26 protein-coding genes are annotated in these 26539 nt (G+C 42.0%); 18 read left to right on the top strand and 8 right to left on the bottom strand.

What is annotated here, in order from left to right:
• The first annotated feature begins 73 nt into the window (after window positions 1–73).
• From PSU78_RS12455 to PSU78_RS12525, 15 genes are all read left to right on the top strand, one after another.
• Window positions 74–841 (top strand): SPOR domain-containing protein, encoded by a 768-nt coding sequence (locus PSU78_RS12455; protein WP_300388480.1) that lies wholly within the window; start codon window positions 74–76, stop codon window positions 839–841.
• Window positions 842–898: 57 nt separating this feature from the next.
• A complete protein-coding gene (locus tag PSU78_RS12460) occupies window positions 899–1390 on the top strand; it encodes a CvpA family protein (protein WP_300388482.1) in 492 nt (163 codons plus the stop codon).
• Between the two features lie 106 nt (window positions 1391–1496).
• Window positions 1497–3053 (top strand): amidophosphoribosyltransferase, encoded by a 1557-nt coding sequence (purF, locus tag PSU78_RS12465; protein ID WP_300388484.1) that lies wholly within the window; start codon window positions 1497–1499, stop codon window positions 3051–3053.
• Window positions 3054–3276: 223 nt separating this feature from the next.
• Window positions 3277–4461: an O-succinylhomoserine sulfhydrylase gene (locus PSU78_RS12470; RefSeq protein WP_300388486.1), complete on the top strand. Its 1185-nt coding sequence runs from the start codon at window positions 3277–3279 to the stop codon at window positions 4459–4461.
• A gap of 134 nt (window positions 4462–4595) precedes the next feature.
• Window positions 4596–7259, top strand: a complete 2664-nt coding sequence (gene gyrA, locus PSU78_RS12475; RefSeq protein ID WP_300388488.1) for a DNA gyrase subunit A — start codon at window positions 4596–4598, stop codon at window positions 7257–7259.
• Window positions 7260–7309: 50 nt separating this feature from the next.
• The gene (gene serC / locus PSU78_RS12480; protein WP_300388490.1) at window positions 7310–8392 is read left to right on the top strand and encodes a 3-phosphoserine/phosphohydroxythreonine transaminase; all 1083 of its coding nucleotides are present in this window, start codon (window positions 7310–7312) and stop codon (window positions 8390–8392) included.
• Complete coding sequence (gene pheA / locus PSU78_RS12485; protein WP_300388492.1) at window positions 8389–9471, top strand: prephenate dehydratase; 1083 nt, start codon at window positions 8389–8391, stop codon at window positions 9469–9471. Before serC ends, pheA begins: the two co-directional genes overlap by 4 nt.
• Before the next feature lie 34 nt (window positions 9472–9505).
• Window positions 9506–10648, top strand: a complete 1143-nt coding sequence (hisC, locus tag PSU78_RS12490; protein WP_300388575.1) for a histidinol-phosphate transaminase — start codon at window positions 9506–9508, stop codon at window positions 10646–10648.
• Complete coding sequence (aroG, locus tag PSU78_RS12495; protein WP_300388494.1) at window positions 10649–11719, top strand: 3-deoxy-7-phosphoheptulonate synthase AroG; 1071 nt, start codon at window positions 10649–10651, stop codon at window positions 11717–11719.
• Between the two features lie 164 nt (window positions 11720–11883).
• Window positions 11884–11955: a pyrroloquinoline quinone precursor peptide PqqA gene (pqqA, locus tag PSU78_RS12500; protein WP_012777389.1), complete on the top strand. Its 72-nt coding sequence runs from the start codon at window positions 11884–11886 to the stop codon at window positions 11953–11955.
• A gap of 100 nt (window positions 11956–12055) precedes the next feature.
• Complete coding sequence (gene pqqB, locus PSU78_RS12505; protein ID WP_300388496.1) at window positions 12056–12970, top strand: pyrroloquinoline quinone biosynthesis protein PqqB; 915 nt, start codon at window positions 12056–12058, stop codon at window positions 12968–12970.
• A 9-nt stretch (window positions 12971–12979) separates the two neighbouring features.
• Complete coding sequence (gene pqqC / locus PSU78_RS12510) at window positions 12980–13756, top strand: pyrroloquinoline-quinone synthase PqqC (protein WP_300388497.1); 777 nt, start codon at window positions 12980–12982, stop codon at window positions 13754–13756.
• 39 nt (window positions 13757–13795) lie between these two features.
• Window positions 13796–14104, top strand: a complete 309-nt coding sequence (gene pqqD / locus PSU78_RS12515; RefSeq protein ID WP_300388499.1) for a pyrroloquinoline quinone biosynthesis peptide chaperone PqqD — start codon at window positions 13796–13798, stop codon at window positions 14102–14104.
• 24 nt (window positions 14105–14128) lie between these two features.
• On the top strand, window positions 14129–15358 hold the full coding sequence (pqqE, locus tag PSU78_RS12520) for a pyrroloquinoline quinone biosynthesis protein PqqE (protein ID WP_300388501.1): 1230 nt from the start codon (window positions 14129–14131) through the stop codon (window positions 15356–15358).
• Window positions 15359–15426: 68 nt separating this feature from the next.
• Window positions 15427–16626, top strand: a complete 1200-nt coding sequence (locus PSU78_RS12525) for a multidrug effflux MFS transporter (RefSeq protein WP_300388503.1) — start codon at window positions 15427–15429, stop codon at window positions 16624–16626.
• Window positions 16627–16679: 53 nt separating this feature from the next.
• On the opposite strand, the gene PSU78_RS12530 is transcribed toward PSU78_RS12525, so the two are convergent.
• The gene (locus PSU78_RS12530; protein WP_300388505.1) at window positions 16680–17186 is read right to left on the bottom strand and encodes a YgjP-like metallopeptidase domain-containing protein; all 507 of its coding nucleotides are present in this window, start codon (window positions 17184–17186) and stop codon (window positions 16680–16682) included.
• Window positions 17187–17432: 246 nt separating this feature from the next.
• On the opposite strand from PSU78_RS12530, the gene PSU78_RS12535 reads away from it, so the two are divergent.
• On the top strand, window positions 17433–18092 hold the full coding sequence (locus PSU78_RS12535; protein ID WP_300388507.1) for a hypothetical protein: 660 nt from the start codon (window positions 17433–17435) through the stop codon (window positions 18090–18092).
• Between the two features lie 112 nt (window positions 18093–18204).
• On the opposite strand, the gene fdxA is transcribed toward PSU78_RS12535, so the two are convergent.
• The 7 genes from fdxA to PSU78_RS12570 form a co-directional block, all read right to left on the bottom strand.
• Complete coding sequence (fdxA, locus tag PSU78_RS12540) at window positions 18205–18528, bottom strand: ferredoxin FdxA (RefSeq protein ID WP_013147898.1); 324 nt, start codon at window positions 18526–18528, stop codon at window positions 18205–18207.
• 96 nt (window positions 18529–18624) lie between these two features.
• Complete coding sequence (gene cysN / locus PSU78_RS12545; RefSeq protein WP_300388510.1) at window positions 18625–19908, bottom strand: sulfate adenylyltransferase subunit CysN; 1284 nt, start codon at window positions 19906–19908, stop codon at window positions 18625–18627.
• Complete coding sequence (gene cysD / locus PSU78_RS12550) at window positions 19909–20853, bottom strand: sulfate adenylyltransferase subunit CysD (protein WP_300388512.1); 945 nt, start codon at window positions 20851–20853, stop codon at window positions 19909–19911.
• A 23-nt stretch (window positions 20854–20876) separates the two neighbouring features.
• On the bottom strand, window positions 20877–21635 hold the full coding sequence (locus PSU78_RS12555) for a phosphoadenylyl-sulfate reductase (RefSeq protein WP_300388514.1): 759 nt from the start codon (window positions 21633–21635) through the stop codon (window positions 20877–20879).
• Window positions 21635–22252, bottom strand: a complete 618-nt coding sequence (locus PSU78_RS12560) for a DUF934 domain-containing protein (RefSeq protein WP_300388516.1) — start codon at window positions 22250–22252, stop codon at window positions 21635–21637. Before PSU78_RS12560 ends, PSU78_RS12555 begins: the two co-directional genes overlap by 1 nt.
• A complete protein-coding gene (locus tag PSU78_RS12565; protein ID WP_300388518.1) occupies window positions 22249–23931 on the bottom strand; it encodes a nitrite/sulfite reductase in 1683 nt (560 codons plus the stop codon). Before PSU78_RS12565 ends, PSU78_RS12560 begins: the two co-directional genes overlap by 4 nt.
• A 73-nt stretch (window positions 23932–24004) precedes the next feature.
• Complete coding sequence (locus PSU78_RS12570) at window positions 24005–24775, bottom strand: sulfite exporter TauE/SafE family protein (protein ID WP_300388520.1); 771 nt, start codon at window positions 24773–24775, stop codon at window positions 24005–24007.
• A gap of 168 nt (window positions 24776–24943) precedes the next feature.
• Here PSU78_RS12570 and cysB point away from each other — a divergent pair, with 168 nt between their 5' ends.
• Both cysB and PSU78_RS12580 read left to right on the top strand, forming a co-directional pair.
• Entirely contained in the window at window positions 24944–25873 is a 930-nt protein-coding gene (cysB, locus tag PSU78_RS12575; protein WP_300388522.1) for an HTH-type transcriptional regulator CysB, read from the top strand.
• A 26-nt stretch (window positions 25874–25899) separates the two neighbouring features.
• On the top strand, window positions 25900–26469 hold the full coding sequence (locus PSU78_RS12580; RefSeq protein WP_300388524.1) for a DUF302 domain-containing protein: 570 nt from the start codon (window positions 25900–25902) through the stop codon (window positions 26467–26469).
• Window positions 26470–26539: the final 70 nt, after the last annotated feature.

Here is a 26539-nt window from a genome sequence, read left to right on the forward strand (position 1 = left end):
ACTATAAAGCTAAGTTGTAAAATTAATCTCTCGGAAAACTAATCTTTTAGAATGAATCCCTAAGGAAGCAGCAATGGCAACTGAGTCACCTAATGATCTAGAACTAGCCTTAAAGAAACGCGCACGTCGCCGTTTAGTAGGTGCTATCGCTCTTGTGCTTTTGATGGTGATTGTATTACCAATGGTGTTGCAAGATCGTGCTGCTTTAGCACCACAAGAAGCTATCAAAATTACGATGCCTGATGATGTTGGTCAGCAATTGCCAAAAGCCGAGGCGAATCTAACGTCAATTGAACCACAAGCAGAAGTTGCTTCAGCAAGCGAATCTGTGAAGCCTGAATCAGTAAAATCAGAATCACCTGCTGTTACTGAGATAGATAAACAAGTTCCGTCTGAAAGTGCTAAAGAAGTTAGTGATATAAAAAAAGAGTTAGCTGATGAGAAAAAAGCCGAAGACAAAAAGCTTCTTAAAAAAGCAGAGGTTATTACTACAGATACTAAAAAGTCTGAAGTTAAATCAACTGAACCAAAAACACCTGAAATTAAAAAAACTGATGTTAAAGAACCATCGTTAAAAGAACCAGAAGTGAAAGCTGCTTCAACAAATGGCGAAACCTTTACTATACAAGTTGGCGTTTTCTCAGATGCCGCTAACGTAAAACAGTTGCAAGCAAGATTAAAGCAAGTTGGGCTTGATTCTCACACCGAAAATATTACAACACCAAAAGGTGAAAAAATTCGCTTAAGAGCAGGGCGCTTTAATTCACGCCAAGAAGCTGCCTACGCACTCATTAAATTGCAATCGGCAGATTTAACTGGAATGGTCATTAGTAATAATTAATGAGACATATTTTTATATGTTCGATTATTTAGTGTGATTAATTGATTTGAAAAATACATGACAAGTTTTGATTATGTAGCACTCGCTATCATTGGTTTTTCCATCATATTAAGCGTGATGCGTGGTTTTTTTAGAGAAGCATTGGCAATTCTAGGTTGGGTAGCCGCTTTTGTAACGGCTAAAACTTATGCAAGTCAGATTCTGCCAATGATGCCAGAGGATATACCAACCGAGTCGCTACGTATATTGGCTGCATTTTTAGTTTTGTTTTTTGCCACTTTGCTAGTTGCCAGTTTGTTAGCTATTGCACTTTCATCTGTTTTTAAAAAAATGGGGCTGGGCTGGCTTAATAGACTGTTAGGTGCTTTTTTTGGTTTGGCGCGTGGATTATTAATTGTATGTATTGTTGTATTTTTAGCGGGACTTACCGAATTGCCCAATGATGCACGCTGGCGAAATGCCATGTTTAGCGCACCACTTGAAGCATTGGTTGTCAGTATGTTGCCGTGGGTGCCGATAAGCATTGCTAAGCATGTTAAATACGATTAAATTAGCTAAAGTTAATTTACATCTTAAGACTTGAATAGCTGCATCAAGGCCTACATCTTAGAACTATAGAATTTTTAATTAGAATTAATCACTTAAGGCTTTCTTCATGTGCGGAATCATAGGCATTGTAGGTAAAAATCCAGTTAACCAATTATTGTATGACGGTTTGTTAGTGTTGCAACACCGCGGTCAGGATGCTGCAGGCATTGTAACTACCGATGGCAATACGTTCTTCATGCATAAAAACAATGGCTTAGTGAAAGATGTGTTTCAAACGCGTCATATGCGCAGCTTGATTGGAAATGTGGGTATCGCTCATGTTCGTTACCCAACTGCAGGCTCTTCTAGCGCAGCTGAAGCTCAACCTTTCTATGTGAACTCTCCGTTTGGCATCGTGCTTGGACACAATGGTAACTTGACCAACTCACAGCAACTAAAATCAGAAATGTTTCGTCAAGATTTACGCCATATCAATACCAATTCAGACTCTGAAGTTTTGCTGAATGTCTTGGCGCACGAAATTGAGAAAACCTCGCGCAATGCCGTATTAAACACAGATATGGCTTTCGATGCAGTGTCTGCATTGCACAAGCGCTGTAAAGGTGCCTATGCCGTAGTGGCGATGATTGCTAATTTTGGTTTGTTAGCGTTCCGTGATCCAAATGGTATTCGTCCATTAGTGATTGGTAAGCTTGAAACTGCACTAGGTACGGAATATATCGTGGCTTCAGAAAGCGTTGCGCTGGATGTACTGGGTTTCCAAATGGTGCGCGATGTAGCGCCAGGCGAAGCAGTTTTTATTGATATGGAAGGTAATTTTTTTTCACGTCAATGTTCAGATGAAGCGAAACTCAACCCTTGTATTTTTGAGTATGTTTATCTAGCTCGCCCTGATTCAGTGATTGATGGCGTTTCGGTTTACCAAACACGTTTAGATATGGGCAAAAGTCTTGCTGAGAAAATCAAACGTGAATGGTCTGATAAAAAAATTGATGTGGTGATTCCAATTCCAGATACCAGTCGCCCAAGTGCCTTGCAATTAGGGATTGCTTTAGGTTTGGACTATCGTGAAGGCTTCATTAAAAATCGTTACATTGGCCGTACGTTTATTATGCCAGGCCAAGCACTACGTAAGAAATCAGTACGCCAAAAACTAAATCCAATTGGTATAGAGTTTAAAGGTAAAAACGTCTTGTTAGTTGATGACTCTATCGTTCGTGGTACAACGTCACAACAAATTGTACAGATGGCGCGTGATGCAGGTGCGAATAAGGTCTATTTTGCTTCTGCGGCACCTCCAGTCAGGTTTCCAAATGTGTATGGTATTGATATGCCTAGCCGCGATGAATTACTGGCTACAGATCGAACTGACGAACAAATCTGCCAAGAAATTGGTGCGGATGCCTTGATTTATCAAGACTTAGATGCGCTGATAGAAGATGTTAAATTAAGTAATCCGCATATTAAAAACTTTGATTGCTCATGTTTTGACGGTAAATATGTGACGGGCGACATTAATGAAGCTTACTTAAATAATATTGAGACTGCGCGCGGCGACATGAATAAAAAGCAAAAGCCAGCAAACTCAAGCACGCAGATGGATCTAAATCTGATTGATAGTTTCGATAATGAGCCTGCTGAAGAGGCGACGGAAGTTAGCTAGATTTAAATGCAAATGCATCTTGACCATACTGCTTCACAGGTCTAATATCAAATTGCGCTGATTTGAGTGACTTAGCTTAATCAAGGTCTTACTCAGCTTGCGGGCGCATAATAAATACAGCTAAAGCGAGTTTAAAAAAGAACCCGTTTTGGCTAAAGCTTAAACGGGTTTTTTAATGCCCAAAAGAAATGATATAAGTAGCGCTAATTGAAATGAGAGTGAAATGAATAAACAATACCACCCAGAAACCTTAAGCGTACGCGCGGGTAACGAGATGACCGAGTTCGGTGAAAACTCTGAAGCCTTGTTTTTGAATTCTAGTTTTAGATTTAACAGTGCGGCTCAAGCAGCGGCGCGTTTCGGCGGTACTGAGCCTGGTAATATTTACTCGAGATTTACCAATCCAACTGTCACCATGTTTCAAAATAAACTAGCTGCCTTAGAAGGCGCAGAGCAGTGCGTGGCTACCTCAAGCGGTATGTCGGCGATTTTAGCTTGCGTCATGGGTTTATGTAATGCTGGCGACCATCTTGTCGCTTCACGTAGTATCTTTGGTACTAGCGTTCAGTTATTTAGCAATATCATGGCACGCTGGGGTTTGCAGGTGACTTATGTTTCGTTAACGAACCCTGCTGAATGGCAAGCGGCTGTCACGCCAAAAACTAAACTGTTTTTTGTGGAAACGCCATCAAACCCAATGACGGAGGTTGGTGATATTCGTGTCTTGGCTGATATTGCACATCAAGCTGGTGCCTATCTCGTGGTAGATAATTGTTTCTGTACACCTGCAGTTCAGCGGCCTCTTGAATTAGGTGCTGATATTATCATCCACTCAGCCACTAAATATATCGATGGGCAGGGTAGATGTTTAGGTGGTGCTGTACTTGGCAGCAAGGCGCTGATGGAGCCTGTTTATGGCTTTTTGCGCACCGCAGGTGTGACCATGAGCGCATTTAATGCTTGGGTGTTTTTAAAGGGTTTAGAAACTTTATTCATTCGTATGGAAGCGCATGCTAAGAATGCACTTGCATTGGCAACATGGTTAGAAGCACAACCACAGGTGGCGCGTGTCTTTTACCCAGGTTTGAAATCACATCCACAGCATGCACTCGCTATGCAGCAACAGAGCAATGGTGGCGGTATAGTGAGTTTTGAAGTTAAGCCAAAAACTGGTCAAACAGCTCAAGAAGCCGCATGGGCGCTGATTGATGCCACCAAGTTGATTTCGATAACAGCAAATTTAGGTGATGCCAAAAGCACCATCACGCATCCAGCGACTACTACGCATAGTCGCGTAACAGCTGATGCGCGTGCAGCCGCTGGAATTCAAGATGGTTTGGTGAGAATTGCTGTTGGATTAGAGCATGTTGAAGACTTAAAAGCTGACTTGTTTTTACTTACAAAATAGCACTTACAATACTTGCTCAACGCTAGAGTAGGTATTGTAAGCAGCTAATCGTTAATCACTGTTAGCGCTACTAATTTGCACTCTTTTTGTGCTAAAATAATGGCACATAAAAACCATTAAAAGTTAGTTCGCACATGGATCAATTCGCTAAAGAAACCCTACCTATAAGCTTAGAAGATGAGATGCGTAGATCGTATCTCGATTACGCAATGAGTGTTATCGTAGGGCGCGCTTTACCGGATGTTCGTGATGGTTTAAAGCCAGTTCATCGTCGCGTTTTATTTGCGATGCATGAGCTTTCAAACGACTACAATAAACCCTACAAAAAATCTGCGCGTATCGTGGGTGATGTCATCGGTAAGTACCATCCACATGGCGACACGGCTGTTTACGATACTATCGTTCGTATGGCGCAGGACTTCTCGTTGCGCTACATGCTTGTCGATGGTCAAGGTAACTTCGGTTCTGTCGATGGTGATAACGCTGCGGCGATGCGATATACAGAAATCCGTATGTCGAAAATCGCGCATGAATTGTTAGCTGATATTGACAAAGAAACCGTTGATTTTGGCCCTAACTACGATGGCAGCGAACATGAGCCGCTCATCATGCCTGCACGCATTCCCAATCTGCTGATTAACGGTAGTTCTGGTATTGCTGTGGGTATGGCCACTAATATTCCCCCGCATAATATCAATGAAGTATTGGACGCCTGCTTTGCGCTGCTTAAAGACCCCGAAATGGGTATTGAAGAACTCATTGAATTAGTGCCAGCGCCAGACTTCCCGACCGCGGGTATTATTTACGGCACAGTGGGTGTTAAAGAAGGTTATCGCACGGGTCGTGGACGTGTGGTGATGCGTGGTCGCACACACGTTGAAGATTTAGAGCGTGGTGGTCGCCAAGCTTTGATTGTTGATGAACTTCCGTATCAAGTGAATAAAAAGACCTTTGTTGAAAAAATCGCTGAATTGGTCAACGAGAAGAAAATCGAAGGCATTTCTGATTTGCGCGATGAGTCAGACAAGTCGGGTATGCGTGTTGTGATTGAGCTTAAACGTGGCGAGATTGCAGAAGTTGTATTGAATAACCTATACAAACAAACGCAATTGCAGGACACGTTTGGTATGAATATGGTGGCCTTGTTAGATGGTCAACCACGTTTGCTCAACCTAAAACAAATGTTAGAGGCGTTCTTGCGCCACAGGCGTGAAGTTATTACACGCCGTACTGTGTTTGAATTGAAAAAAGCACGTGCACGCGGTCACATCTTAGAAGGTTTAGCCGTTGCACTTGCAAACGTGGACGAGATGATTGCTATCATCAAAGCCGCACCAACACCGCCAGAAGCAAAAGTGGCTTTGATGGCAAAAGCTTGGAAATCACCAGTGGTTGAAGAAATGCTTAAACGTGCGGCGATGGAAGCTTCACGCCCAGAAGGTTTAAGTGTCGAGTTTGGTTTGATGCCAAATGGCTATCATTTAAGTGATGTACAAGCGCAAGAAATCTTGCAAATGCGCTTGCAACGCTTAACTGGTCTTGAGCAAGATAAAGTTGTCAGTGAGTATAAAGAAGTCATGGATATTATTGCTGACTTACTAGATATTTTGGCAACGCCAGCGCGTGTGACGGCCATTATTAACGATGAGTTAACTGAAATTCGTAAGCAATTTGGCGACAAACGCCGTAGTGAAATTGTAGTAAATGCACAAGATTTATCTTTAGAAGACTTTATCACCCCGCAAGATGTGGTTGTAACTCTTTCTCATACAGGCTATGTGAAATCGCAACCACTTGATGAGTATCGTGCACAGCGCCGTGGTGGTCGTGGTAAACAAGCGGCACAAACTAAAGAAGATGACTTTATTGACAAGATGTTTGTTGCAAATACGCATGATTTCATCTTGTGTTTTAGTAGTCTCGGTCAAGTCTATTGGTTGAAAGTTTACGAAGTGCCGCAAGGTAGCCGCACTGGCCGTGGTAAACCGATTGTGAACTTATTCCCGCTTGAAGAGGGCGAGAAAATTAATGCGATTCTTTCAGTAAAAGAGTTTGACGAAAATCACTTTATTTTCATGGCAACATCACAAGGTACCGTTAAGAAAACGCCGTTGTCTGATTTTGCAAACCCACGTAAATCAGGCATTATCGCCATCAACTTAGATGAAGATGACTTCTTGATTGGTGCTGAAATCACCAACGGCGCTAATGATGTTATTTTGGTTTCAAACGGCGGTAAAGCGGTTTGGTTTAGTGAAGATGATGTGCGCTCGATGGGTCGAGCTACTCGCGGTGTTCGCGGTATGAAATTGGCTGACAATCAACAAGTACTGTCATTATTGATTGCTGATAATGATCAACAGTCTGTCTTAGTGGCTACTGAAAATGGCTATGGAAAACGTACTGTGCTTGCGGATTTCCGTCATTCTGGCCGAGGCACGCAGGGTGTTAAAGCGATTGCTATCAGTGAGCGTAATGGCTTGGTCGTGGCGGCTAAATTGGTCAACGAAGACGATGAAATTATGCTGATTACCACTGGTGGCGTATTGATTCGCACCCGTGTGAAAGAGATTCGTGAATTAGGCCGCGCAACACAAGGTGTCACGTTGATTAATCTAGGTGAAGGTGAGAAACTTTCTGGACTTGAGAAAATTGTTGAATCTGACGATCCTGAATTACCTGAATCAGAAGTTGATGCAGATATGGATGCAACAGTAGAGTTAGATGAGGTGGTTGAATCTAATTCAGAGCTTGAATCTGATGCAAATGAAGATACAGAAGCAGACGATAACGCTTAATTTTATAAAAAGCTTCATGATAAAAAACTTCAAATAAAGAATTATTCATAATGACTCAGATTTTTAATTTTTCTGCAGGTCCTGCAGTTTTACCCAAACCTGTATTAGCGCGTGCTCAAGCAGAAATGCTGGATTGGCATGGCTCTGGCATGAGTGTGATGGAAATGTCGCATCGCGGTAAAGAGTTTATGAGTATTCTGGCTAAAACTGAGGCTGATTTACGTACGCTGTTGAATATTCCAAACAATTACAAAGTATTGTTTTTGCAAGGCGGTGCGATTGCTGAAAATGCGATGATCCCACTGAATTTACTTAACGGCAAAGCCGCAGATTATGCTGTGACGGGCGGTTGGAGTAAACGCAGTGTTGAGGACGCCAGTGCGTATGGAAAAATTAATGTAGTTGCCAGTACAGAGGCTGATAAATATACTTACGTGCCTGAATTCTCTAGCTGGAAACTTAACAAAGATGCAGCTTATTTGCATATTTGTACCAATGAAACCATGAGTGGCGTTGAGTTTCTTGATTTACCCAACACCAATGGCGTGCCTATTGTCGCGGATATGTCTTCACACATTCTTTCGCGTGAAATTGATGTAAGCCAATACGGTGTGATTTACGGTGGCGCGCAAAAAAATATCGGCCCAGCAGGTTTGTGTATAGTGATTGTGCGGGAAGATTTGCTTGATAGCGCTTCATCACTAACGCCAGCTGTATTCAATTGGAAAACACAGGCTGAAAATCAGTCTATGATTAATACGCCGCCTACTTATAGTATTTATATCGCGGGTTTGGTATTTGAGTGGTTGATTGAACAGGGTGGAGTGGCTGCTATTGAGGAGGTCAATATAGCTAAAGCTAAGTTACTTTACGACTATATTGATTCAACAGATTTTTATGTGAATCATGTTGCATTAAAAAATCGTTCACGCATGAATATTCCTTTCTATTTGAAAGACGAATCATTAAATGATGCCTTTTTGCAAGGTGCGCAGGAAAATAGTTTATTGCAACTTAAAGGTCATCGTGCCGTGGGAGGCATGCGAGCCAGTATTTACAATGCAATGCCGATTGAAGGTTTGCAGGCACTAGTTGCTTATATGAAAGTTTTTGAAAGCAAACATTCGGCATGAGCGAACAACTTAAACAACATCGCGATCAAATCGATGCCATAGACGAGCAAGTGCTTAAGCTAGTCAACGAGCGGGCAAAACTTGCACGTGCGATTGGTAGCTTGAAAGATGATGGTGTGATTTATCGGCCAGAACGTGAAGCGCAAGTATTGCGTCGCTTGCAAGCGAACAATCAAGGGCCGCTAGCTAACGAGGCTGTAAGTAATATTTTTCGTGCAGTGATGTCAAACTGTCGTGCGCTTGAAAAAGAGCTGTCTATCGCGTTCTTAGGGCCGTTAGGTACTTATAGTGAAGAAGCCGCACTCAAGCAATTTGGCTTGGGTAGAAGTGCAATAGTTTGCGGTTCAATCGATGAAGTGTTTCGAACAGTTGAGGCTGGTCAAGCAGATTACGGTGTCGTGCCAGTTGAAAACTCTACCGAAGGCGCAGTTGGGCTCACGCTAGATTTGCTGTTATCAAGCCCGCTCAAGATTTGTGGTGAAATCACGCTGCCAATTCATCATTGTTTGCTATCTAAACAAACTGATATTGCTAATATTAGCCACGTGTTTTCACATACGCAATCACTGGCGCAGTGCCATGAGTGGCTTAATCGCCTCATGCCAAAAGTAACACGTGAAGCGGTGACTAGCAACGCACGCGCAGCACAAATGATTCATGACTTGGTTTCTACTGACGGTACTTTTGCGGCAGCGATTGCAAGCAAGCGGGCGGCAGAACTCTTTGACTTGAATATACTTGCCGAGAATATTGAAGATGATGCTAAAAACACAACGCGATTTTTAGTGTTAGGTTCGCACGAAGTAGCACCATCTGGTCAAGATAGAACTTCGCTAGTAATGACATCCAAGAATATCCCAGGCGCTATGGTTCATCTGTTAGAACCATTATCAAGGCATGGTGTCAGTATGACTAAGTTCGAATCCCGCCCATCTAAGCAAGGCTTGTGGGATTACGTGTTCTTTGTCGATATTGAAGGTCATCAATATGATGCGAAAGTGAAGGCGGCATTAGCTGAATGCTCTGAACGCGCATCTTTCCTCAAGGTGCTGGGTTCCTATCCAGTTGCAGTAATTTAAGCAAAATTAAGTTTTTAAGGTTTCTTGTATGAGTATGTCTAGCAGTAATCAAGCCCACAGTGCTGTGGCAAAGTTAGCCCCTGCGTATATTAAAGCGATTGCGCCATATCAAGGCGGCAAGCCAATTTCTGAACTTGCACGCGAAATGGGCTTGCAAGTAGAAGATATTGTGAAGCTTGCATCGAATGAGAATCCTTTGGGTATTAGTCCTAAAGCGGACTATGCTATTCAAGAAGCTTTGCTTGATGTTGCACGCTACCCTGACGGCAATGGTTTTGCTTTGCGTGATGCTGTCAGTCAAAAGTTTAGTGTTGCGCCGAATCAACTGGTATTTGGTAATGGCTCCAACGATATATTAGAGCTTGCTGCACGTGCTTTTTTAACAGCTGGTTGTGAGGTTATTTACTCTCAACACGCTTTTGCGGTTTATTCATTAGTCACGCAAGCAACGGGAGCAACAGGCGTGGTTGTGCCAGCTAAAAATTACGGACATGATTTGCCTGCAATGCTTTCAGAGATTACTACAAAAACACGCATTATATTTATTGCTAACCCGAATAATCCTACAGGGACATTGCTAGGCAAAGCTGAATTACTGGCGTTTTTAAAGCAAGTGCCAAAAACAGTATTAGTTGTGCTGGATGAAGCTTATGATGAATATTTATCAGCAGCTAATAAATCAGAAGCGATTTCTTGGTTGAATGAGTTTGATAATTTAATCATTTCACGCACTTTTTCCAAGGCTTATGGCTTAGCTGGTTTGCGTGTTGGTTTTGGTTTATGTCATGCTGACATTGCTGACTTGATGAATCGTGTGCGCCAGCCTTTTAATGTGAATAGTATTGCTCAAGCTGCAGCGGTTGCTTCACTTGCTGACGATGATTTTGTTGAACGCTCTTATGCCTTGAATCAAGCTGGTATGGCGCAGTTGACACAAGGCTTTAATAAACTAGGACTGGAATATATTCCATCGTTTGCAAACTTTGTGAGTTTTACCGTGAAGAATAAGTCGCAAAATGCAGCGCAGGTGAATCAAAAACTATTGCAGAATGGTGTGATTGTGCGTCCAATTGCCAACTATGAAATGCCCGATTATTTACGCGTAAGTATTGGGTTATTCAGTGAAAATGCCCGTTTTCTAGAAGTTTTAGAACAAATTTTAAAAAGTAATGATTAAATGAGCGAATATAAAAAGCTAGCCACAGACGATGTACGCATACGTGAGATAAAGAAGCTAATTACGCCATTAGAGTTATTGGATCGCCTGAAAGAAAGTGCCGATTCAACACAAAACATTTTAGCCACGCGTAAAGAAATTCACCATATATTACATCAATCTGATGACCGTCTTTTAGTGGTTGTCGGACCATGTTCAATACATGATACCAAAGCGGGTTTGGAATACGCGAACCGCTTGATGGAAGTTCGCAAAAATTTGTCACAAGACTTGTTGATTGTGATGCGCGTTTATTTTGAGAAGCCGCGCACGACGGTAGGTTGGAAAGGCTTGATTAACGACCCGCATCTTGATGGCAGCTATAAAATTAACGAAGGTTTAGAAATCGCGCGTAAATTTCTACTAGATGTGAATGAGCTTGGCATGCCGGCTGGCGCGGAGTTTCTAGATATGATTACGCCGCAATATGTGGCTGACTTAGTGAGTTGGGGTGCAATCGGAGCGCGAACAACTGAGTCACAGGTGCATCGCGAGCTAACCTCTGGTTTGTCTTGCCCAGTCGGTTTCAAAAACGGTACAGATAGCGGAGTCCGTGTAGCTATAGACGCAATTAAAACAGCATCTAGCCCACATCACTTTTTGTCTGTGACTAAAGAGGGTCACTCTGCCATATTCTCAACCTCAGGCAATGAAGATTGCCACGTGATTTTGCGTGGTGGTAAAACGCCCAATTACGACGCTAAAAGTGTGAAAGAGGCTTGTGAGAACTTGTCTGATGCAGGTCTTGAGCAAATATTAATGATTGATTGCAGTCACGGTAATAGCAGCAAAAATTACTTGCGTCAAAAAGACGTGGCGCAAGATATTGCTGCACAATTATCAAACGGTAATCAACATATCATTGGCGTCATGCTGGAGTCGCATTTAAACGAAGGTCGTCAAGACCATACGCCAGGGTGTGAGTTAGAGTATGGGAAATCAATCACTGACGCTTGTTTAGGTTGGGATGATACAGTTGATATGCTTAATACGCTTGCTTACGCGGTACGTGTTCGACGCCAGAAAAAGTAATTAGCCTGCTCGTGATGCTGAGGCATCATGAAATTACTTAGTCGTTAATCAGTAACATTGCAGTATTGCTATGACCGAATAGAGCGCATTATTCATCTCACGTTGTAGCGATAAATAAATGTGCAGCAACGAATTTAATTAACGACTAAAAAAGGAAATTTATCATGTGGACAACACCAGCAGCTACAGAAATGCGTTTTGGCTTTGAAGTTACAATGTACGTAATGAACAAGTAATTTGTTCAAATAAAAGGCTGTCATTTTTGACAGCCTTTTTTTATTCTGATGCTTTTAAAACAGCGTAAAATTTAGTTTTAATTTAAATAAAAAGAGTCTCATGTATATACACGTATTAGGGTCAGGGGCTGGTGGTGGGTTTCCTCAGTGGAATTGTAATTGTGAAAACTGTAAAGGCGTTCGTGCTGGCACAATTAAAGCTTCAGCGCGTACACAGTCTTCAATAGCGGTGAGTGCTGACGGCGTTAACTGGATACTATTTAACGCATCACCTGACATTAAAAAGCAATTAGATGATTTCCCTGCGTTTCAACCTGCACGCCTAGTTCGCGACACTGCAATTTCGGCGATTGTCATTACCGATGCACAAATTGACCATGTCACTGGTTTGCTTACACTGCGCGAGCATAACAAACCTTGGGAAATTTATTGTACCGATGCGGTAAAGGATGATTTAACTACTGGCTTTCCAGTATTTAATATTTTAGGCTATTTCCGTGGTATTAATCACCATGAAATCGTTACTGACCAATCCATATTCACCATTCCTAGCGCAGCAGGCATAGAGTTTACCGCGGTACCATTATTAAGTAATGCACCGCCTTACTCTCCGCGCAGAGACAAACCTGTGCCTGGCGACAATATTGGCATGCACATTAAAGACACGCGCACAGGAAAAAGTTTATTCTACGCACCAGGTTTGGGTGTGGCCGAGCCACATGTACTGGAATATATGCGTAACGCAGATTGTATTTTGGTGGATGGTACTGTTTGGACTGATGATGAAATGTCTAAAGAAGGCATTAGCGATAAACGTGCAAGTGAAATGGGCCATTTAGATCAATCAAGTGATGGCGGCATTATGAGTATTTTGAATGCGATGGAGAAACCACGCAAAATATTGATTCATATCAACAACACTAATCCAATTCTGAATGAAGATTCATCCCAACGTGCCACATTGAATAAAGCAGGCATTGAGGTTGCCTATGATGGTATGGACATCATTCTTTAGGAGAAAAAAATGAACGCAATTGCAAAAGATAATCTATCTCAAAATATGCCGTGGTCACGTGAAGAATTTGAAGAAAAACTTCGTGAAAAAGGCAAGGGCTATCATATTTATCATCCGTTTCACGTGATGATGTATGAAGGTAAATTGACCAAAGAGCAATTGCAATGCTGGGTGGCAAATCGCTTCTATTACCAAATTGCGATTCCGATGAAAGATGGGGCAATTCTCTCTAATTGTCCAGATGTTGAAGTGCGTAAGCAATGGATAGTGCGAATTACTGACCATGACGGCGTGGGTGATACTGTCGGTGGCATTGAAGCGTGGATTCAACTTGGCGCCGCAGTTGGCCTAAGCCGTGAAGATATTGTGAGCTTAAAAATGGTGAGTCCTGGTGTGCGTTTTGCTGTGGATGCCTATATCAATTTTGCTAAACAGCGTCCATGGCAAGAGTCTGTATGTTCAAGTTTAACCGAACTATTTGCACCGCACATACACCAACAACGTATTAGTTCATGGCCTACTATGTACCCTTGGATTAAAGAAGAAGGTTTAACTTACTTTAAAAAGCGTTTAACAGAAGCGCGCCGTGATGTAGAGCAGGGCTTGGGTGTTACCTTAGATTATTTTAGTACCTCACGTGAAATGCAAATGCGCGCACTAGAAATTTTACAGTTCAAATTAAACGTTTTATGGGTAATTGCAGACTCCATCATGCTGGCTTCAACGCTTGATATTAAGATTGATGGTAAAGATTACTTCCATCAGCCAGTTATTCATTTTGACTAAAACTTACGATTCAACTCTTGTGATTTTATTGGAAATATAATGGAAAATTTAGCAATAGATCCTACACTATCAGGCATTCAGCTCACAGATGTGTTTTCGATTGCCATGCACCATCGCTTTCAATGGGAAGAGGCCCAGCAAAGCTACGTGATTCTTTTTCCAGAAGGTATGGTTAAACTGCACGGTGGAGCAGGTGAGGTAATCAAGCGGGTTGATGGTAAAGCTACTGTGGGAGCGATTGTGGATGAGCTGAAAGTAGCATTTCCAGATGCTACAACCATTGAAGGTGATGTCATTGGCATGTTTGATATGGCATTTGGAAAAGCTTGGATTCGGAAAGTTAATTAGTTTTTATACAGAATGAGATAGCACATGACACAAACATCGCTTGGTGAGTCAGTAGTTCAAAAAGAAATACATGCGCAAGCCAAAAATAATGGTGTTGCTGCTAATATTACCCAAACACAGCCGCTTTGGTTATTGGCTGAAGTCACTTATAGGTGCCCATTACATTGCGCTTTTTGTTACAACCCAACTGATTATGATAAGCATACACAAAACGAATTATCCACAGAGCAGTGGATTCAAGCCTTGCGTGATGCCCGCAAAATGGGTGCAATTCAGTTAGGCATCTCTGGTGGCGAACCTTTGCTACGTGACGATATTGAAGATATTGTGATTGAAGCTAGAAAGTTGGGTTATTACAGCAACCTGATTACCTCCGGTGTGGGTTTAACTGAAAAGCGTATTCAAGCTTTTAAAGAAGGTGGCTTAGATCATATTCAACTTTCAATGCATGATATTACTGAAGAAATTAATAACTTCATTACTGACACCAAGACCTTTGAATTAAAGAAAAAAGTGGCCGCTATGATTAAAAATCATGGTTATCCAATGGTATTGAATGTGGTGATACACCGCTACAACATTGGCCATATGAAAGAAATTTTAGAAATGGCTGAGGCGCTGGGTGCGGATTATATTGAACTTGCCAATACTCAATATTATGGCTGGAGTCTTGTTAACCGTAGTCAACTGATGCCATTGAAAGAGCAAATTGATGAAGCTGAGCGCATCACCAATGAGTTCCGCCAAAAAGTGGGCAATAAGATGAAAATCTTTTTTGTGGTGCCTGATTATTTTGGCGACCGCCCTAAGAAATGCATGAACGGTTGGGGTGAAGTGTTTATGATTGTGACTGCTAACGGCGACGTCTTGCCTTGTCACTCTGCACGCGTTTTGCCAAATATGGCATTCCCAAATGTGCGTGAAAATGGTCTGGAATACGCTTGGAAAGAATCGCCAGCATTCAATAAATACCGTGGAACGGCTTGGATGAAAGGACCTTGTGTCACTTGTCCTGAAAAAATGAATGATTTAGGCGGTTGCCGTTGCCAAGCGTTTTTATTGACAGGCGATGCTGAAAGTGCCGACCCAGTGTGTTCGCTTTCACCCAATCATCATTTAATTGAAAAAGCCATTGAAGACAGCAAAAACCCTGTAATCGCTAATCAGCCGATTATTTTTAGAACGGATAAGAACTCTAAAAAATACGCGGCTGGTGATAAAGAGCGAGTAGAAGAGTTTCATGCCTTACCTTAAGCTTTAGCAGATATAATACAAAGCGCGCAGCATTTTAAGCTAGCGCGCTTTTTTCATTATTCAAGTCTATGAACATTAAATCTATCCAATCATCCCATTCTAATTTCTTAGTTTATGTGTTGGCAAGTCTTGCGGCACTTGCTCCCTTTGCTATTGATACCTATTTGCCAGCATTTCATGTGATGGGTGTGCAACTCGGTGCAAGCGATGTACAAATACAGCAAAGCCTAACATTTTATCTTTTGCCTTACGCACTCATGACCTTATTTCATGGTGCTATTTCTGATTCAATAGGTCGTATTACCACGATTAAATGGGGTCTAGGTGTATTTGTGTTGGCATCTATAGGTTGCGCTTTAGCAACGAATATCGAAACATTGTGGTTCTTTCGTGCATTACAAGGTATGTCTGGTGGTGCTGGTAATGTGGTGGCTCGTGCAATGGTACGTGACTTGTTTGAAGGTGCACAAGCCCAGCGGGTGATGGCAACGGTGCAAATGCTGTTTGGTATTGCCCCTGCTATTGCCCCTATTATTGGTGGATTATTGTTAGGAATTCATTGGCAAGCCATTTTTATTTTCTTAGCAATTTATGCGGCGCTAAGTTTATGGGCGGCGATGCGTTATTTACCTGAAACCATGACAGTGGAAAAACGTATGCCACTTTCTGTTAAGCAAGTCATCAAAGACTACAAAGTCATCTTTGGTGATAAAGAATTTAATTATGTCGTCTTGGCACTGAGTGCGAATTTTGCAGGCTTTTTCTTATACGTGTTAGCTAGCCCAGTGTTTTTAGTGAAGCAGTTAGGTTTTACAGAACATCAGTTTGGCTACATGTTTATCCCTACTGTCTGCGGCATGATTTTGGGTTCGTATTTGGCAAAACGTGCCGCAGGGCGCTATGCAAAACAAAAAGTAGTTAAAGTGGCTTATCTGTGGATGGCTTCAATGGTCATCTTGAATGTGGCGATTTGTTATATATTACCCACAAATCCTGTTTTTAACATTTTGCCCATTGCTTTATTTAACATCGGTATGGCATTAGCAATGCCCATACTTTCACTTATCGCCCTTGATCGTCATCCTAAAATCAGAGGCACTGCGGCTTCAGGTCAAGCATTTATACAAATGTTGCTGTCGACAGTGTCTGCTGGTTTGATTGTACCTTTAGTCTGGTATGCGCCGTCTGGCTTGGCGTTAGCGATGGCAGGATATTTATTGTTTGGCTGGGTAATGATTCGTCAAAGCAAATTTTTCAATCAGCCATAACTTAGCGCTTAGATTAGCTAATTGCAGAGGCGATTAAATTTACCTTACTTGGGCTATTTGTTTAAACTCTCTGTTTTCCAAAGTAAATACACCCGACAATCAAATTCTAATTGATGGTAATTAGGTTCCATATGCTGGCAAAGTTGATAGAAAGCTTTGTCATGATCTCGTTCTTTTAGGTGCGCAAGTTCGTGCACAACAATCATTTTTAAAAAATCCGCAGGTGTTTCTTTAAAGAACGAAGAAATTCGTATTTCTTTTTTAGCTTTAAGCTTGCCGCCCTGTATGCGTGAGATTGCAGTATTCAATCCTAGTGCATGATGATCGACAGTTAAGCGGTTGTCATAATGCACTTTGTCTAGCAATGGCGCATTGCGCAAAAAAGTTTGCTTCAACTCGTTGCTATAGATGTACAAAGCTTTGTCAGTTTGAATCTGGTGCGATTCTGGATAACGTTGCGCGATGTATTCGCCTAGCATGTCTTGAGATTGTAACTGCCGAATCTTCTCCTGCAGAGAAGCCGCGTAATGTTGCAAGTATTTGAGTGGAGGTGGTGTCATACATTTTTAATTATTATACAAACTTTAATTCAGTCTTGAAGATTCTTGAGGTTTTTTATCTAGTGTTCCGAGTTCAATTCAAGTGATAAATTGCCACTGATACCCATTTTTGTTCTTTAAATTGAAAAGCTTACCCTCCATTTAAAATGCATTATATCTTGTGTATTAGTAAGTTTGTATTTGGGTTTTATAGAGACGCTGAACAGCAACAACAGTAAGTGACGTTATTAGAAAGTAGAGCAGATAATGAATAAGAGCCGTGAACATGTCGCATTAAGTGCATATCTAAATCTTTTAGAGCGTAAAGGCTTTACCAAAGTTGAACTTCGGCAGCGTGAGGTTATTATACTTAAGCTTATTCCATGGATTGAAAATATTCATTGTGATGGCAACGCCTTTAGGGATGCGGTAGAGCAGTTGTTTAAAAACTTAGACAAATCAATGTGGTTTAGTTATTTGCCGGTGATTAGAGAGTTTTTTTCATTTTGGATAGACGATATTAAAGCGGTTGTCGCGATGAATCAAGATAATGCCTTTGGTGCAAATTTAATGAAATGGAAACCAGGTGAGACTGAATTAAAAAATTTGTGGGAATCATTAGATAAGCATACGTTAACAAAATCAGAGATGCAGCCATTAGAGGAGTATGAGAAAGTGTTGCGCGGTAACGGAGTAGAGGAGTTCGCAGTCAGCGCATGTAAAAAATTAGCTAAACTTCTATTGATTCTATTACGGAGTGCTCCACATAAACAACCAGTCGCCTACCGGCATGCTGTCGATGCAAACTTGACTTTATTCTCATCAAATGAGGCTTATAAAGTCATATTGAAAGTTGGACGAGAGTTTTATTACTTTTGGAAAGGTGATGTAAATGCAGCTGATTTGGATCAACACGTCCATGCTTAATCGACTTAGTTGTTGAGTATCTTGCGTCATAATAAAAATAAAAAAGGAGACGAAAGTCTCCTTTTTTTAATACTACTTTTAACTAAATCTCTTTAATTAAAAAATGAAAACGTTATTCGATTAATAAATCACGCTTACCTGGTACACCGTTCATTGCTTCTGCATCTTCTAGCGCTGCTTTACGTGAGGTAATGACTGGCCATAACTCAGCCAATCGCGCATTTAAGGCGATAAATTCTTGTTGATCTGCTGGTACATCATCCTCTGCAAAAATTGCTTCAGCGGGGCACTCTGCAACGCATAGTGTGCAATCAATACACTCATCTGGATTAATTGCTAAGAAGTTAGGGCCTTCTACAAAGCAATCTACAGGGCAAACATCAACGCAATCAGTAAATTTGCATTGAATACAGTTTTCAGTAACGACATAGGTCATTTTTAGTTCCTTAACAGCTATAAAGCGTAAAACGCTATTTTATTTGAAATTTAATTAATTTGCATGGCTTAATTGCTGCGCTATACCAAACAAGGCTTAAACAATCATCCCAGCGCCAACCGTATTGTTTGTACTTTCGTCGATGACAATAAAAGCACCAGTTGCGCGGTTAGCACTGTAACTATCAACCATAAGAGGTTGTGCTAACTTGAAGGTAATGCGCGCAATATCATTCATTTTTAAGTCAGAAGTCGCTTGTTCTTCAAGCGTATTCACATCTACTTTGTATGCAATAGCGCCGACTTTAGCCTTTGACTCGCGCGTAGTGTGACGAATCACATAAGTACGAGCAGGGGATAATGGCGTTTCTGACAACCAGCAAACAAAGGCTTCGATTTGTTTAACAGGTTCAATGGTGCTGCCTGTTTTTACAATCATGTCGCCGCGTGAAGTATCAATTTCGTCTTCTAGCAATAGCGTGACGCTTTGCTCAGTTTGTGCGCTTTGTAATTGCTCATCACCAATTTGAATGGCTTTAACTTTAGATTGATAGCCGTTTGGTAATACAGTCACAGCATCGCCTACGGCAATGTAGCCGCTTTCGATTCTACCCATAAAGCCTCTAAAGTCATGTAAATCAGCATCTGCACTGGCGTGCGGGCGACATACAAATTGCACTGGAAAGCGGAACTCTTCATCATTTTCAGTATGTGCTGCAGGTGCTTTTTCTAGCATCTCAAGTAGCGTTTCGCCTGTGTACCAAGGCATGTTCTCTAAGCGGTCAACCAACATGTCGCCAGTTAAGGCAGACATTGGAATGAACTTAATATCTCTAGCTTGTGCAAAGCCAATTTCATTGGCAAACGTTAGATAATCTGCACAGATTTTGTCGTAAGTGGCTTGGTCGTAATTCACTAAGTCCATTTTGTTCACGGCAACTACAATATGCTGAATACCAACCAAATGCGCTAAATAGCTGTGACGACGTGTTTGCGTTAAAACGCCACGTCGCGCATCAATTAAGATAATCGCTAAATTAGCGGTGGACGCAGCCGTTACCATATTGCGAGTGTATTGTTCGTGACCAGGCGCATCGGCAATAATGTATTTACGTGTACCTGTGCTGAAGTAACGATAAGCTACGTCAATGGTAATGCCTTGCTCACGTTCAGCTTGCAAGCCATCGGTCAATAGAGACAAATCTACCGCTTCCATACCGCGCTTTTTCGAGGTGTTCGAAATTTGCGTTAATGTGTCTGCCAAAATGGTTTTGGTATCAAATAAGAGGCGGCCGATAAGCGTACTTTTTCCGTCATCGACAGAGCCGCAAGTCATAAAGCGCAAAAGACTATCGTTATGTTGTTTTGTTACATTGCTCATTTAGAAATAGCCTTCTTTTTTACGTTGTTCCATTGATGCGTCAGAGGTTTGGTCATCTAAGCGCGTTGCGCCACGCTCTGTAATGGTCGATGTTGCAGTTTCAAGTACAATTTTAGAAACGGTATCAGCATCTGAAATTACTGGTGCGGTACAGCTAATGTCGCCAACCGTTCTAAAGCGTACTTGCATGTTGATGATTTCTTCGCCAGCTTTCACAGGGTTGGTCACCTCGCCATTGACAAGCGGCACATTCACTGGCACGATTGAGCCGCCACGCATGACCACGTCGCGTTGATGGGCGAAATAGATGCTTGGTAATTGTAGTTTTTCACGTTCGATATATTGCCAAACGTCCATTTCAGTCCAGTTTGAAATAGGGAAAGCGCGAATGTTCTCGCCTTTGTGTGAACGAGCGTTGTACAAGCTCCACAATTCTGGGCGCTGATTTTTCGGATCCCATTGACCGAATTCATCGCGGAAACTCATGATACGTTCTTTAGCGCGGGCCTTTTCTTCATCACGGCGTGCGCCGCCAATGCAGCAATCAAAACCAAATTCTTCAATCGCTTCAAGTAGCGTGACGGATTGGTGTTTGTTGCGCGATTCATCGGCTGATTTCAACACGACAGTACCGCGTTTCATTGAATCTTCAACTGAGCGCACAATTAAGCGTTCGCCCAATTCAGCAGCACGCTGATCGCGGAAATCAATCACTTCTTGGTAATTGTGACCAGTATCAATGTGCATTAATGGAAACGGAAAGCGACCTGGGCGAAAAGCTTTTTCAGCTAAACGTAAAATACATAGTGAATCTTTACCACCCGAGAACAGCAACACTGGATTTGAGCATTGACCTGCAACTTCGCGCAAAATATAAATAGCTTCGGACTCTAGCCAATCTAAATGCGACAGGGGTTGGTGATTTATTTTTTCTTTATTTAACATATTCAATAGCTTACTTTATATAATTAATTCTTTACGTGAAGTCCACATTCTTTGTTTAGTGGGTCTTCCCACCACCATCTGCCAGCACGAATATCTTCGCCCATGGCAATGGCGCGTGTACATGGTGCGCAACCGATACTTGGGTAAAACTGATCGTGCAGTTGGTTATAAGGTACTTCGTGCATGCGGATATAGGCCCAAACTTCTTGCTCTGTCCAATCGCTTAATGGATTAAACTTTTCTAGTTTGTTGCCTTCATCAAATTCGCGCACTGGTAAGCTAGTTCGTGTAGTGGCTTGTGCCGCGCGCATACCAGTCACCCATGCAGCTTTGCCTTTAAGTGCGCGTTGCAAAGGTTCTACTTTACGCATATGACAGCAGCTTTTACGCAAATCAATACTTTCGTAAAAAGCATTAATGCCATTAGACTTAACGTAAAACTCGACCGTGGCGGCTTGTGGAAAATACACATTAAGCTTTGTGCTGTAATGCTTTTCAGTTTCTGCAATCAAGTCATACGTTTCAACAGGTAAGCGACCAGTATCGAGTGAGAAAATCTCAATCGCTAACTGATTTTTTAAGATGATGTCAGTTAACACCATGTCTTCTGCACCAAAGCTGTTGGCGAAGGTAATTGCTTTTAACTCAGCTCTAGCATCGCGCAATAACATAATGACGGCAGCCGCTTTTGCATTCACGCTGGCAACAAGAGTATCAGTCAATTCAGGCTTAGTAGCGGGATTGCTAGCCGCTGGTTTGAGTATAGAAACGATACTATTCATTACGCAATCCGATTGTAGCGTTTAAACACAGGGCGAGGTTCATCCACCGCACCTTGGTATGGGTTGGTAAAGTCACTCAAGCTTGCTAAAGCTTCTGTGGCTGAGCGATCAGCACGAACGAGATAGCTAGTAAAGCCACTGCGTTTAAAGAAGTATAATTGGTCACGCAATACATCTCCAATCGCACGCAATTCATTTTTAAAGCCATAGCGTGAGCGCAATAGGGTGCCTAGTGAAAATATGCGACCATCAGCAAAACGTTCTACATGCACGGCGATAATCGGCAAGCTATTTAAATCGCTTACACTAGCCACTAAATCTTCTAAAATTTCATGGGTATCAACCCACACGCCGATTTCATTGGTGGTCATACGGCCTTGTAGCTCGGCTTTGCGCGCGATAAATACGCTTAGTGGTACAATTATTTTGCCATTGCTTGGAATCTCAGTATTAGCAATTTGTTCGGCTGAAACAGTTTTTTCGCCAGTGAGCTTGAATAAAACTACTTTACCCGCCTGTTTACGTTCTTCCACTTGGCTAACTGGTAGTTTAACGACAGTCCATTCATTTTCAGTAATGGAAGCAATGCCATTATTTAGCGTGATTAGATTACTCATGCGGTTACTCCTGGTTTTGCTGTGCTTTTGTCTGCATAAACATGTGCTTTGAATGGTGCAACACCGAGGCGACGTGCGGTATCAATAAAGCGCTCTTCAGGTGTGCGCTCTTGAATGTAAACATCAATCAATTTTTGTACTACGGAAGGCATTTCTTCTGCAGAGAATGATGGCCCAATCACTGAGCCCAAGCTTGCGTCATTACCTTGGCTACCACCAATGCTGACTTGGTACCACTCAGAACCATCTTTATCGACACCTAAGATACCGATGTGGCCAATGTGGTGATGACCACAGGCGTTCATACAACCAGAGATATTGAGTTCAATATCGCCAATATCATGCAAGTAATCTAGATTATCAAACTGCATTTGAATTGCAGTAGCAATCGGGATGCTTTTTGCGTTAGCCAATGAACAGAAATCGCCACCTGGGCAGCAGATAATATCAGTCAACAAGCCGATGTTTGGCGTTGCTAAACCATTTGCACGGGCTTTTTCCCACACAGCAAACAAGTCGCTTAGTTTGATATCGGCCAAAATTAAGTTTTGCTCGTGTGATACACGCAATTCGCCAAAGCTATATTGGTCGGCAAGGTCGGCAACAACATGCATTTGCTCCGCAGTTGCATCCCCAGGCGCTGTACCATGTGGTTTTAAAGAGAGCGTAACGGCACGATAGCCAGCAGTTTTGTGCGCATGCACATTACGTTTTACCCATGCAGCAAAAGCTGGATTACTTGCAATAGCCCCATCAAAACTTGCATCATGTGCTGGTAATACTTCATAAGGCATAGCTTCGAAATGTTTGCTAACGCGCTCTAATTCACCTTCAGGAATCGTGTTAGGTGCATCTTTCAAGTGCGACCACTCTTCTTCAACTTGGCGTTTGAACTCTTCAATACCAAGTGCTTTTACCAAAATCTTGATACGCGCTTTGTAAGAGTTATCGCGACGACCATGTAAGTTGTAAACGCGAATAATCGCTTCGCAATAGGTTAGCGCATGCTGCCATTCTAAATGCTCGCGAATTACCGCGCCTAGAATCGGCGTACGACCTAAACCACCGCCTACCCATACTTTAATGGCGACTTTATCATTATTATCTTTATAAAACTCCATGCCGATGTCGTGCATTTGCACCACAGCACGGTCGTCCGTAGTACCAGAAACAGCAATTTTGAATTTTCGAGGTAATAGTGCAAATTCTGGGTGAAATGTACTCCATTGACGCATGATTTCAGCCATGACGCGTGGGTCAATAATTTCATCAGGTGCAACGCCAGCGAATTGGTCGGTAGTAATATTGCGGATACAGTTACCCGAAGTTTGAATAGCGTGCATTTCAACCGTCGCTAATTCAGCTAAAATTTCTGGCACATCTTCTAATTTAGGCCAATTTAATTGTAAATTTTGGCGCGTGCTGAAATGTCCGTAACCTTTGTCGTACTTGCCAGTAATGTCAGCCAATTTACGTAATTGCTTGCTTGACAGCATGCCGTAAGGCACGGCAATACGCAACATAGGCGCTTGGCGTTGTATATACAGGCCGTTTTGTAAACGTAGCGGACGGAACTCTTCTTCGCTTAATTCGCCTGCCAAATAACGACGTGTTTGATCACGATATTGCGCAACGCGCTCATCGACTAGTGTCTGGTCTATTTCATCATACTTATACATGTTGTGCTTTTCTTAATCTCAAAAACTTAACTAATAATTTCTACGGCAGTGCAGAGCTAGGTAACTCGTTATTTTAATGGAAAACGAGTTTTAAGCCCACAAAAATCAATATTAATGCAAGTGCAATACGTACCCCATGCTCAGGTATTTTTGAACTCAAGTGGCTACCAATCCAAATGCCTGGAATTGAGCCGATTAATAAAGTGCCAAGTAAGCTGTAATCTACGGTGCCAATACTTGCATGACCAAGCCCAGCAACCAATGTTAGTGGCACTGCATGCGCAATATCTGAACCAATAATAGTGAGAATAGATCTACGCGGATAGATGATTAAGAGGGCTGTTACCCCCAATGCGCCTGCGCCAACTGAGGTTAGCGTGACTAATGCGCCTAACACTATGCCTAATATGACGGTTAAATAGGGCGTCCATTTCTCATTCACCAAATGTTCTTTGTTTGAAAATTTAACCAACTGATTGCGAAATAGCACAGAAAGTGAAGTCACTAATAGCGCAATGCCAAGCCAAAATTTAATGGTATTCACTGCAGCATCTGAAGCGATATCTTGATTACGCAAATACAGGGTCGTTAAAATAGACGCTGGAACGCTACCAAATGCTAACAGTCGTACTATTTTCCAATCGATATTGCCAAGTTTGCCGTGTGCGAAAATACCTACACTTTTTGTCACTGAAGCGTAGAGCAAATCCGTGCCTACAGCTAAAGCGGGTTTGATGTGGAAAAATAGCACAAGAATCGGCGTCATTAAAGAGCCGCCGCCCACACCAGTCAAACCAACCAACATGCCGACAACAAAGCCAGCGACAATATAACCAAATTCCATGTGGAGTATCCGTTAATTAAAGCAGTTTATTAAACATTTTTCCTAAAGACTGCGCACTATATCAGGTATAAAATATATTTTTTAGAATATGTCATTCTATATGTATAATTTTTAGTTATATTGAATTGCTTAACTTTGAAATAACAAAGACAACGAAATTAAAAGACTATGAAACTACAACAACTACGTTATCTCAACGAGGTGGCTCGCCAAGACCTTAATATCACGAGTGCAGCTGATGCTTTATATACTTCACAACCAGGAGTGAGTAAGCAGATTCAGTTATTTGAAGAAGAGATCGGTTTGCAGGTATTTTTACGCAATGGAAAGCGGCTCACGGGCATTACTGAGCCAGGCCAGCAGATACTATCGTTAGCTGCAAAAGTCATGCATCAAATCGATAATATCAAACGCGTAGGTGATGAGTTTAGTAATACCGAAACTGGCACCTTGACAATTGCGACTACGCATACTCAAGCTCGCTATAAATTGCCGGCGGTTGTAAAAGCATTTATGACAGCTTACCCGCATGTTAAGTTAAACATTCACCAAGGCAACCCTAGCCAAGTGGCTGAACAAGTTGCAAAAGGTGATGCAGACGTTGGCATTGCGACTGAGTATATTAGTGATTTTGAAAACCTATTATGCCTGCCTTGTTATGAATGGAACCGTTGCGTGGTGGTGCCACACGGTCATCCGTTGCTGCTAGATGGCACATTGACACTGGAGAAATTAGCGGCTTATCCGTTGATTACCTACGATTTTGGCTACACAGGTGGTAGCTTGGTATCAAAAACGTTTAGCGAAGCAGGCGTTTCACCTAACGTTGTGCTGACCGCAATTGACGCTGACGTGATTAAAACCTATGTGACATTAGGGTTGGGCGTAGGGTTGCTAGCGAATATGGCATATGACACTGAGCGTGACTCAAATTTAGCAATGGTTGATGTCAGCCATCTATTTCCAAACAGCACGACCTATTTAGGTGTTCGTAAAGATGCTTTCTTACGTGCTTATATGTATGGTTTTATTGAACTCATGGCGCCAAAATTTAATCGTAAAGCAGTGAACGAAGCACTTAAAATAAGTGGCACTTAATTCATTTTAAAGCTAGGAGTGTTGAGATGCGTAAGTTTATTTCATTGTCAGTTTTAGTGTTAATAGTGAGTGCCTGTGCTGCAGTAAAGCCAGCTATCTCTGATAAAGTAACTCCTGAGAAAGTAGAGCTATCGGGCCAAGTGCGTGCGGGTATGCCCCCAATAGATAACACTACCGCAATTTATGAGTTGGCTGTGCATGATGGTGTGAGTTATCAAGATGTAGTGGATAGCCTCAAAAGCCTCTCTGAGGGAAGAAACTTTGTTAATCCCGCTAACTTTCCTATTGGTGAACACATCAAAAAGCGTGGTATAGACCCGCAAGGCATTAAAGAGGTACACAGCTTCTGTAATTTGAGCTTGGGTACCGATATTTTCTTAGATCACCCTGAGTTTTTGGTGTTCGCGCCTTGTCGCATTGCGCTCTATGAAAAGCCCGATGCAAACAAAAAACTAAAACTATTTATTGGTTTAGCGAGACCAACTTATGATTTGAGAAGTATAAAGAATCCTACCCCTCGCGCCCAAAAAGCTGCTCAAGAATTAGAAAGTACCTTGCTGGAAATTATGGATAAAGCGAGTAAAGGGGATATTTAATGGATATTTTTGTAGTACATACACTCATCACATTAGGTAAAGACCTTTACTTGCTGCCAAATTGAGAGAA

This window comes from Methylotenera sp. (assembly GCF_029945705.1).
GTDB lineage: Bacteria > Pseudomonadota > Gammaproteobacteria > Burkholderiales > Methylophilaceae > Methylotenera.

What these genes read in the sequence shown, in the direction of transcription:
- PSU78_RS12455 (WP_300388480.1), top strand. Translation starts at nt 74, where the DNA reads ATGGCAACTGAGTCACCTAATGATCTAGAACTAGCCTTAAAGAAACGC.
- PSU78_RS12460 (WP_300388482.1), top strand. Translation starts at nt 899, where the DNA reads ATGACAAGTTTTGATTATGTAGCACTCGCTATCATTGGTTTTTCCATC.
- purF (WP_300388484.1), top strand. Translation starts at nt 1,497, where the DNA reads ATGTGCGGAATCATAGGCATTGTAGGTAAAAATCCAGTTAACCAATTA.
- PSU78_RS12470 (WP_300388486.1), top strand. Translation starts at nt 3,277, where the DNA reads ATGAATAAACAATACCACCCAGAAACCTTAAGCGTACGCGCGGGTAAC.
- gyrA (WP_300388488.1), top strand. Translation starts at nt 4,596, where the DNA reads ATGGATCAATTCGCTAAAGAAACCCTACCTATAAGCTTAGAAGATGAG.
- serC (WP_300388490.1), top strand. Translation starts at nt 7,310, where the DNA reads ATGACTCAGATTTTTAATTTTTCTGCAGGTCCTGCAGTTTTACCCAAA.
- pheA (WP_300388492.1), top strand. Translation starts at nt 8,389, where the DNA reads ATGAGCGAACAACTTAAACAACATCGCGATCAAATCGATGCCATAGAC.
- hisC (WP_300388575.1), top strand. Translation starts at nt 9,506, where the DNA reads ATGTCTAGCAGTAATCAAGCCCACAGTGCTGTGGCAAAGTTAGCCCCT.
- aroG (WP_300388494.1), top strand. Translation starts at nt 10,649, where the DNA reads ATGAGCGAATATAAAAAGCTAGCCACAGACGATGTACGCATACGTGAG.
- pqqB (WP_300388496.1), top strand. Translation starts at nt 12,056, where the DNA reads ATGTATATACACGTATTAGGGTCAGGGGCTGGTGGTGGGTTTCCTCAG.
- pqqC (WP_300388497.1), top strand. Translation starts at nt 12,980, where the DNA reads ATGAACGCAATTGCAAAAGATAATCTATCTCAAAATATGCCGTGGTCA.
- pqqD (WP_300388499.1), top strand. Translation starts at nt 13,796, where the DNA reads ATGGAAAATTTAGCAATAGATCCTACACTATCAGGCATTCAGCTCACA.
- pqqE (WP_300388501.1), top strand. Translation starts at nt 14,129, where the DNA reads ATGACACAAACATCGCTTGGTGAGTCAGTAGTTCAAAAAGAAATACAT.
- PSU78_RS12525 (WP_300388503.1), top strand. Translation starts at nt 15,427, where the DNA reads ATGAACATTAAATCTATCCAATCATCCCATTCTAATTTCTTAGTTTAT.
- PSU78_RS12530 (WP_300388505.1), bottom strand. Translation starts at nt 17,186, where the DNA reads ATGACACCACCTCCACTCAAATACTTGCAACATTACGCGGCTTCTCTG.
- PSU78_RS12535 (WP_300388507.1), top strand. Translation starts at nt 17,433, where the DNA reads ATGAATAAGAGCCGTGAACATGTCGCATTAAGTGCATATCTAAATCTT.
- fdxA (WP_013147898.1), bottom strand. Translation starts at nt 18,528, where the DNA reads ATGACCTATGTCGTTACTGAAAACTGTATTCAATGCAAATTTACTGAT.
- cysN (WP_300388510.1), bottom strand. Translation starts at nt 19,908, where the DNA reads ATGAGCAATGTAACAAAACAACATAACGATAGTCTTTTGCGCTTTATG.
- cysD (WP_300388512.1), bottom strand. Translation starts at nt 20,853, where the DNA reads ATGTTAAATAAAGAAAAAATAAATCACCAACCCCTGTCGCATTTAGAT.
- PSU78_RS12555 (WP_300388514.1), bottom strand. Translation starts at nt 21,635, where the DNA reads ATGAATAGTATCGTTTCTATACTCAAACCAGCGGCTAGCAATCCCGCT.
- PSU78_RS12560 (WP_300388516.1), bottom strand. Translation starts at nt 22,252, where the DNA reads ATGAGTAATCTAATCACGCTAAATAATGGCATTGCTTCCATTACTGAA.
- PSU78_RS12565 (WP_300388518.1), bottom strand. Translation starts at nt 23,931, where the DNA reads ATGTATAAGTATGATGAAATAGACCAGACACTAGTCGATGAGCGCGTT.
- PSU78_RS12570 (WP_300388520.1), bottom strand. Translation starts at nt 24,775, where the DNA reads ATGGAATTTGGTTATATTGTCGCTGGCTTTGTTGTCGGCATGTTGGTT.
- cysB (WP_300388522.1), top strand. Translation starts at nt 24,944, where the DNA reads ATGAAACTACAACAACTACGTTATCTCAACGAGGTGGCTCGCCAAGAC.
- PSU78_RS12580 (WP_300388524.1), top strand. Translation starts at nt 25,900, where the DNA reads ATGCGTAAGTTTATTTCATTGTCAGTTTTAGTGTTAATAGTGAGTGCC.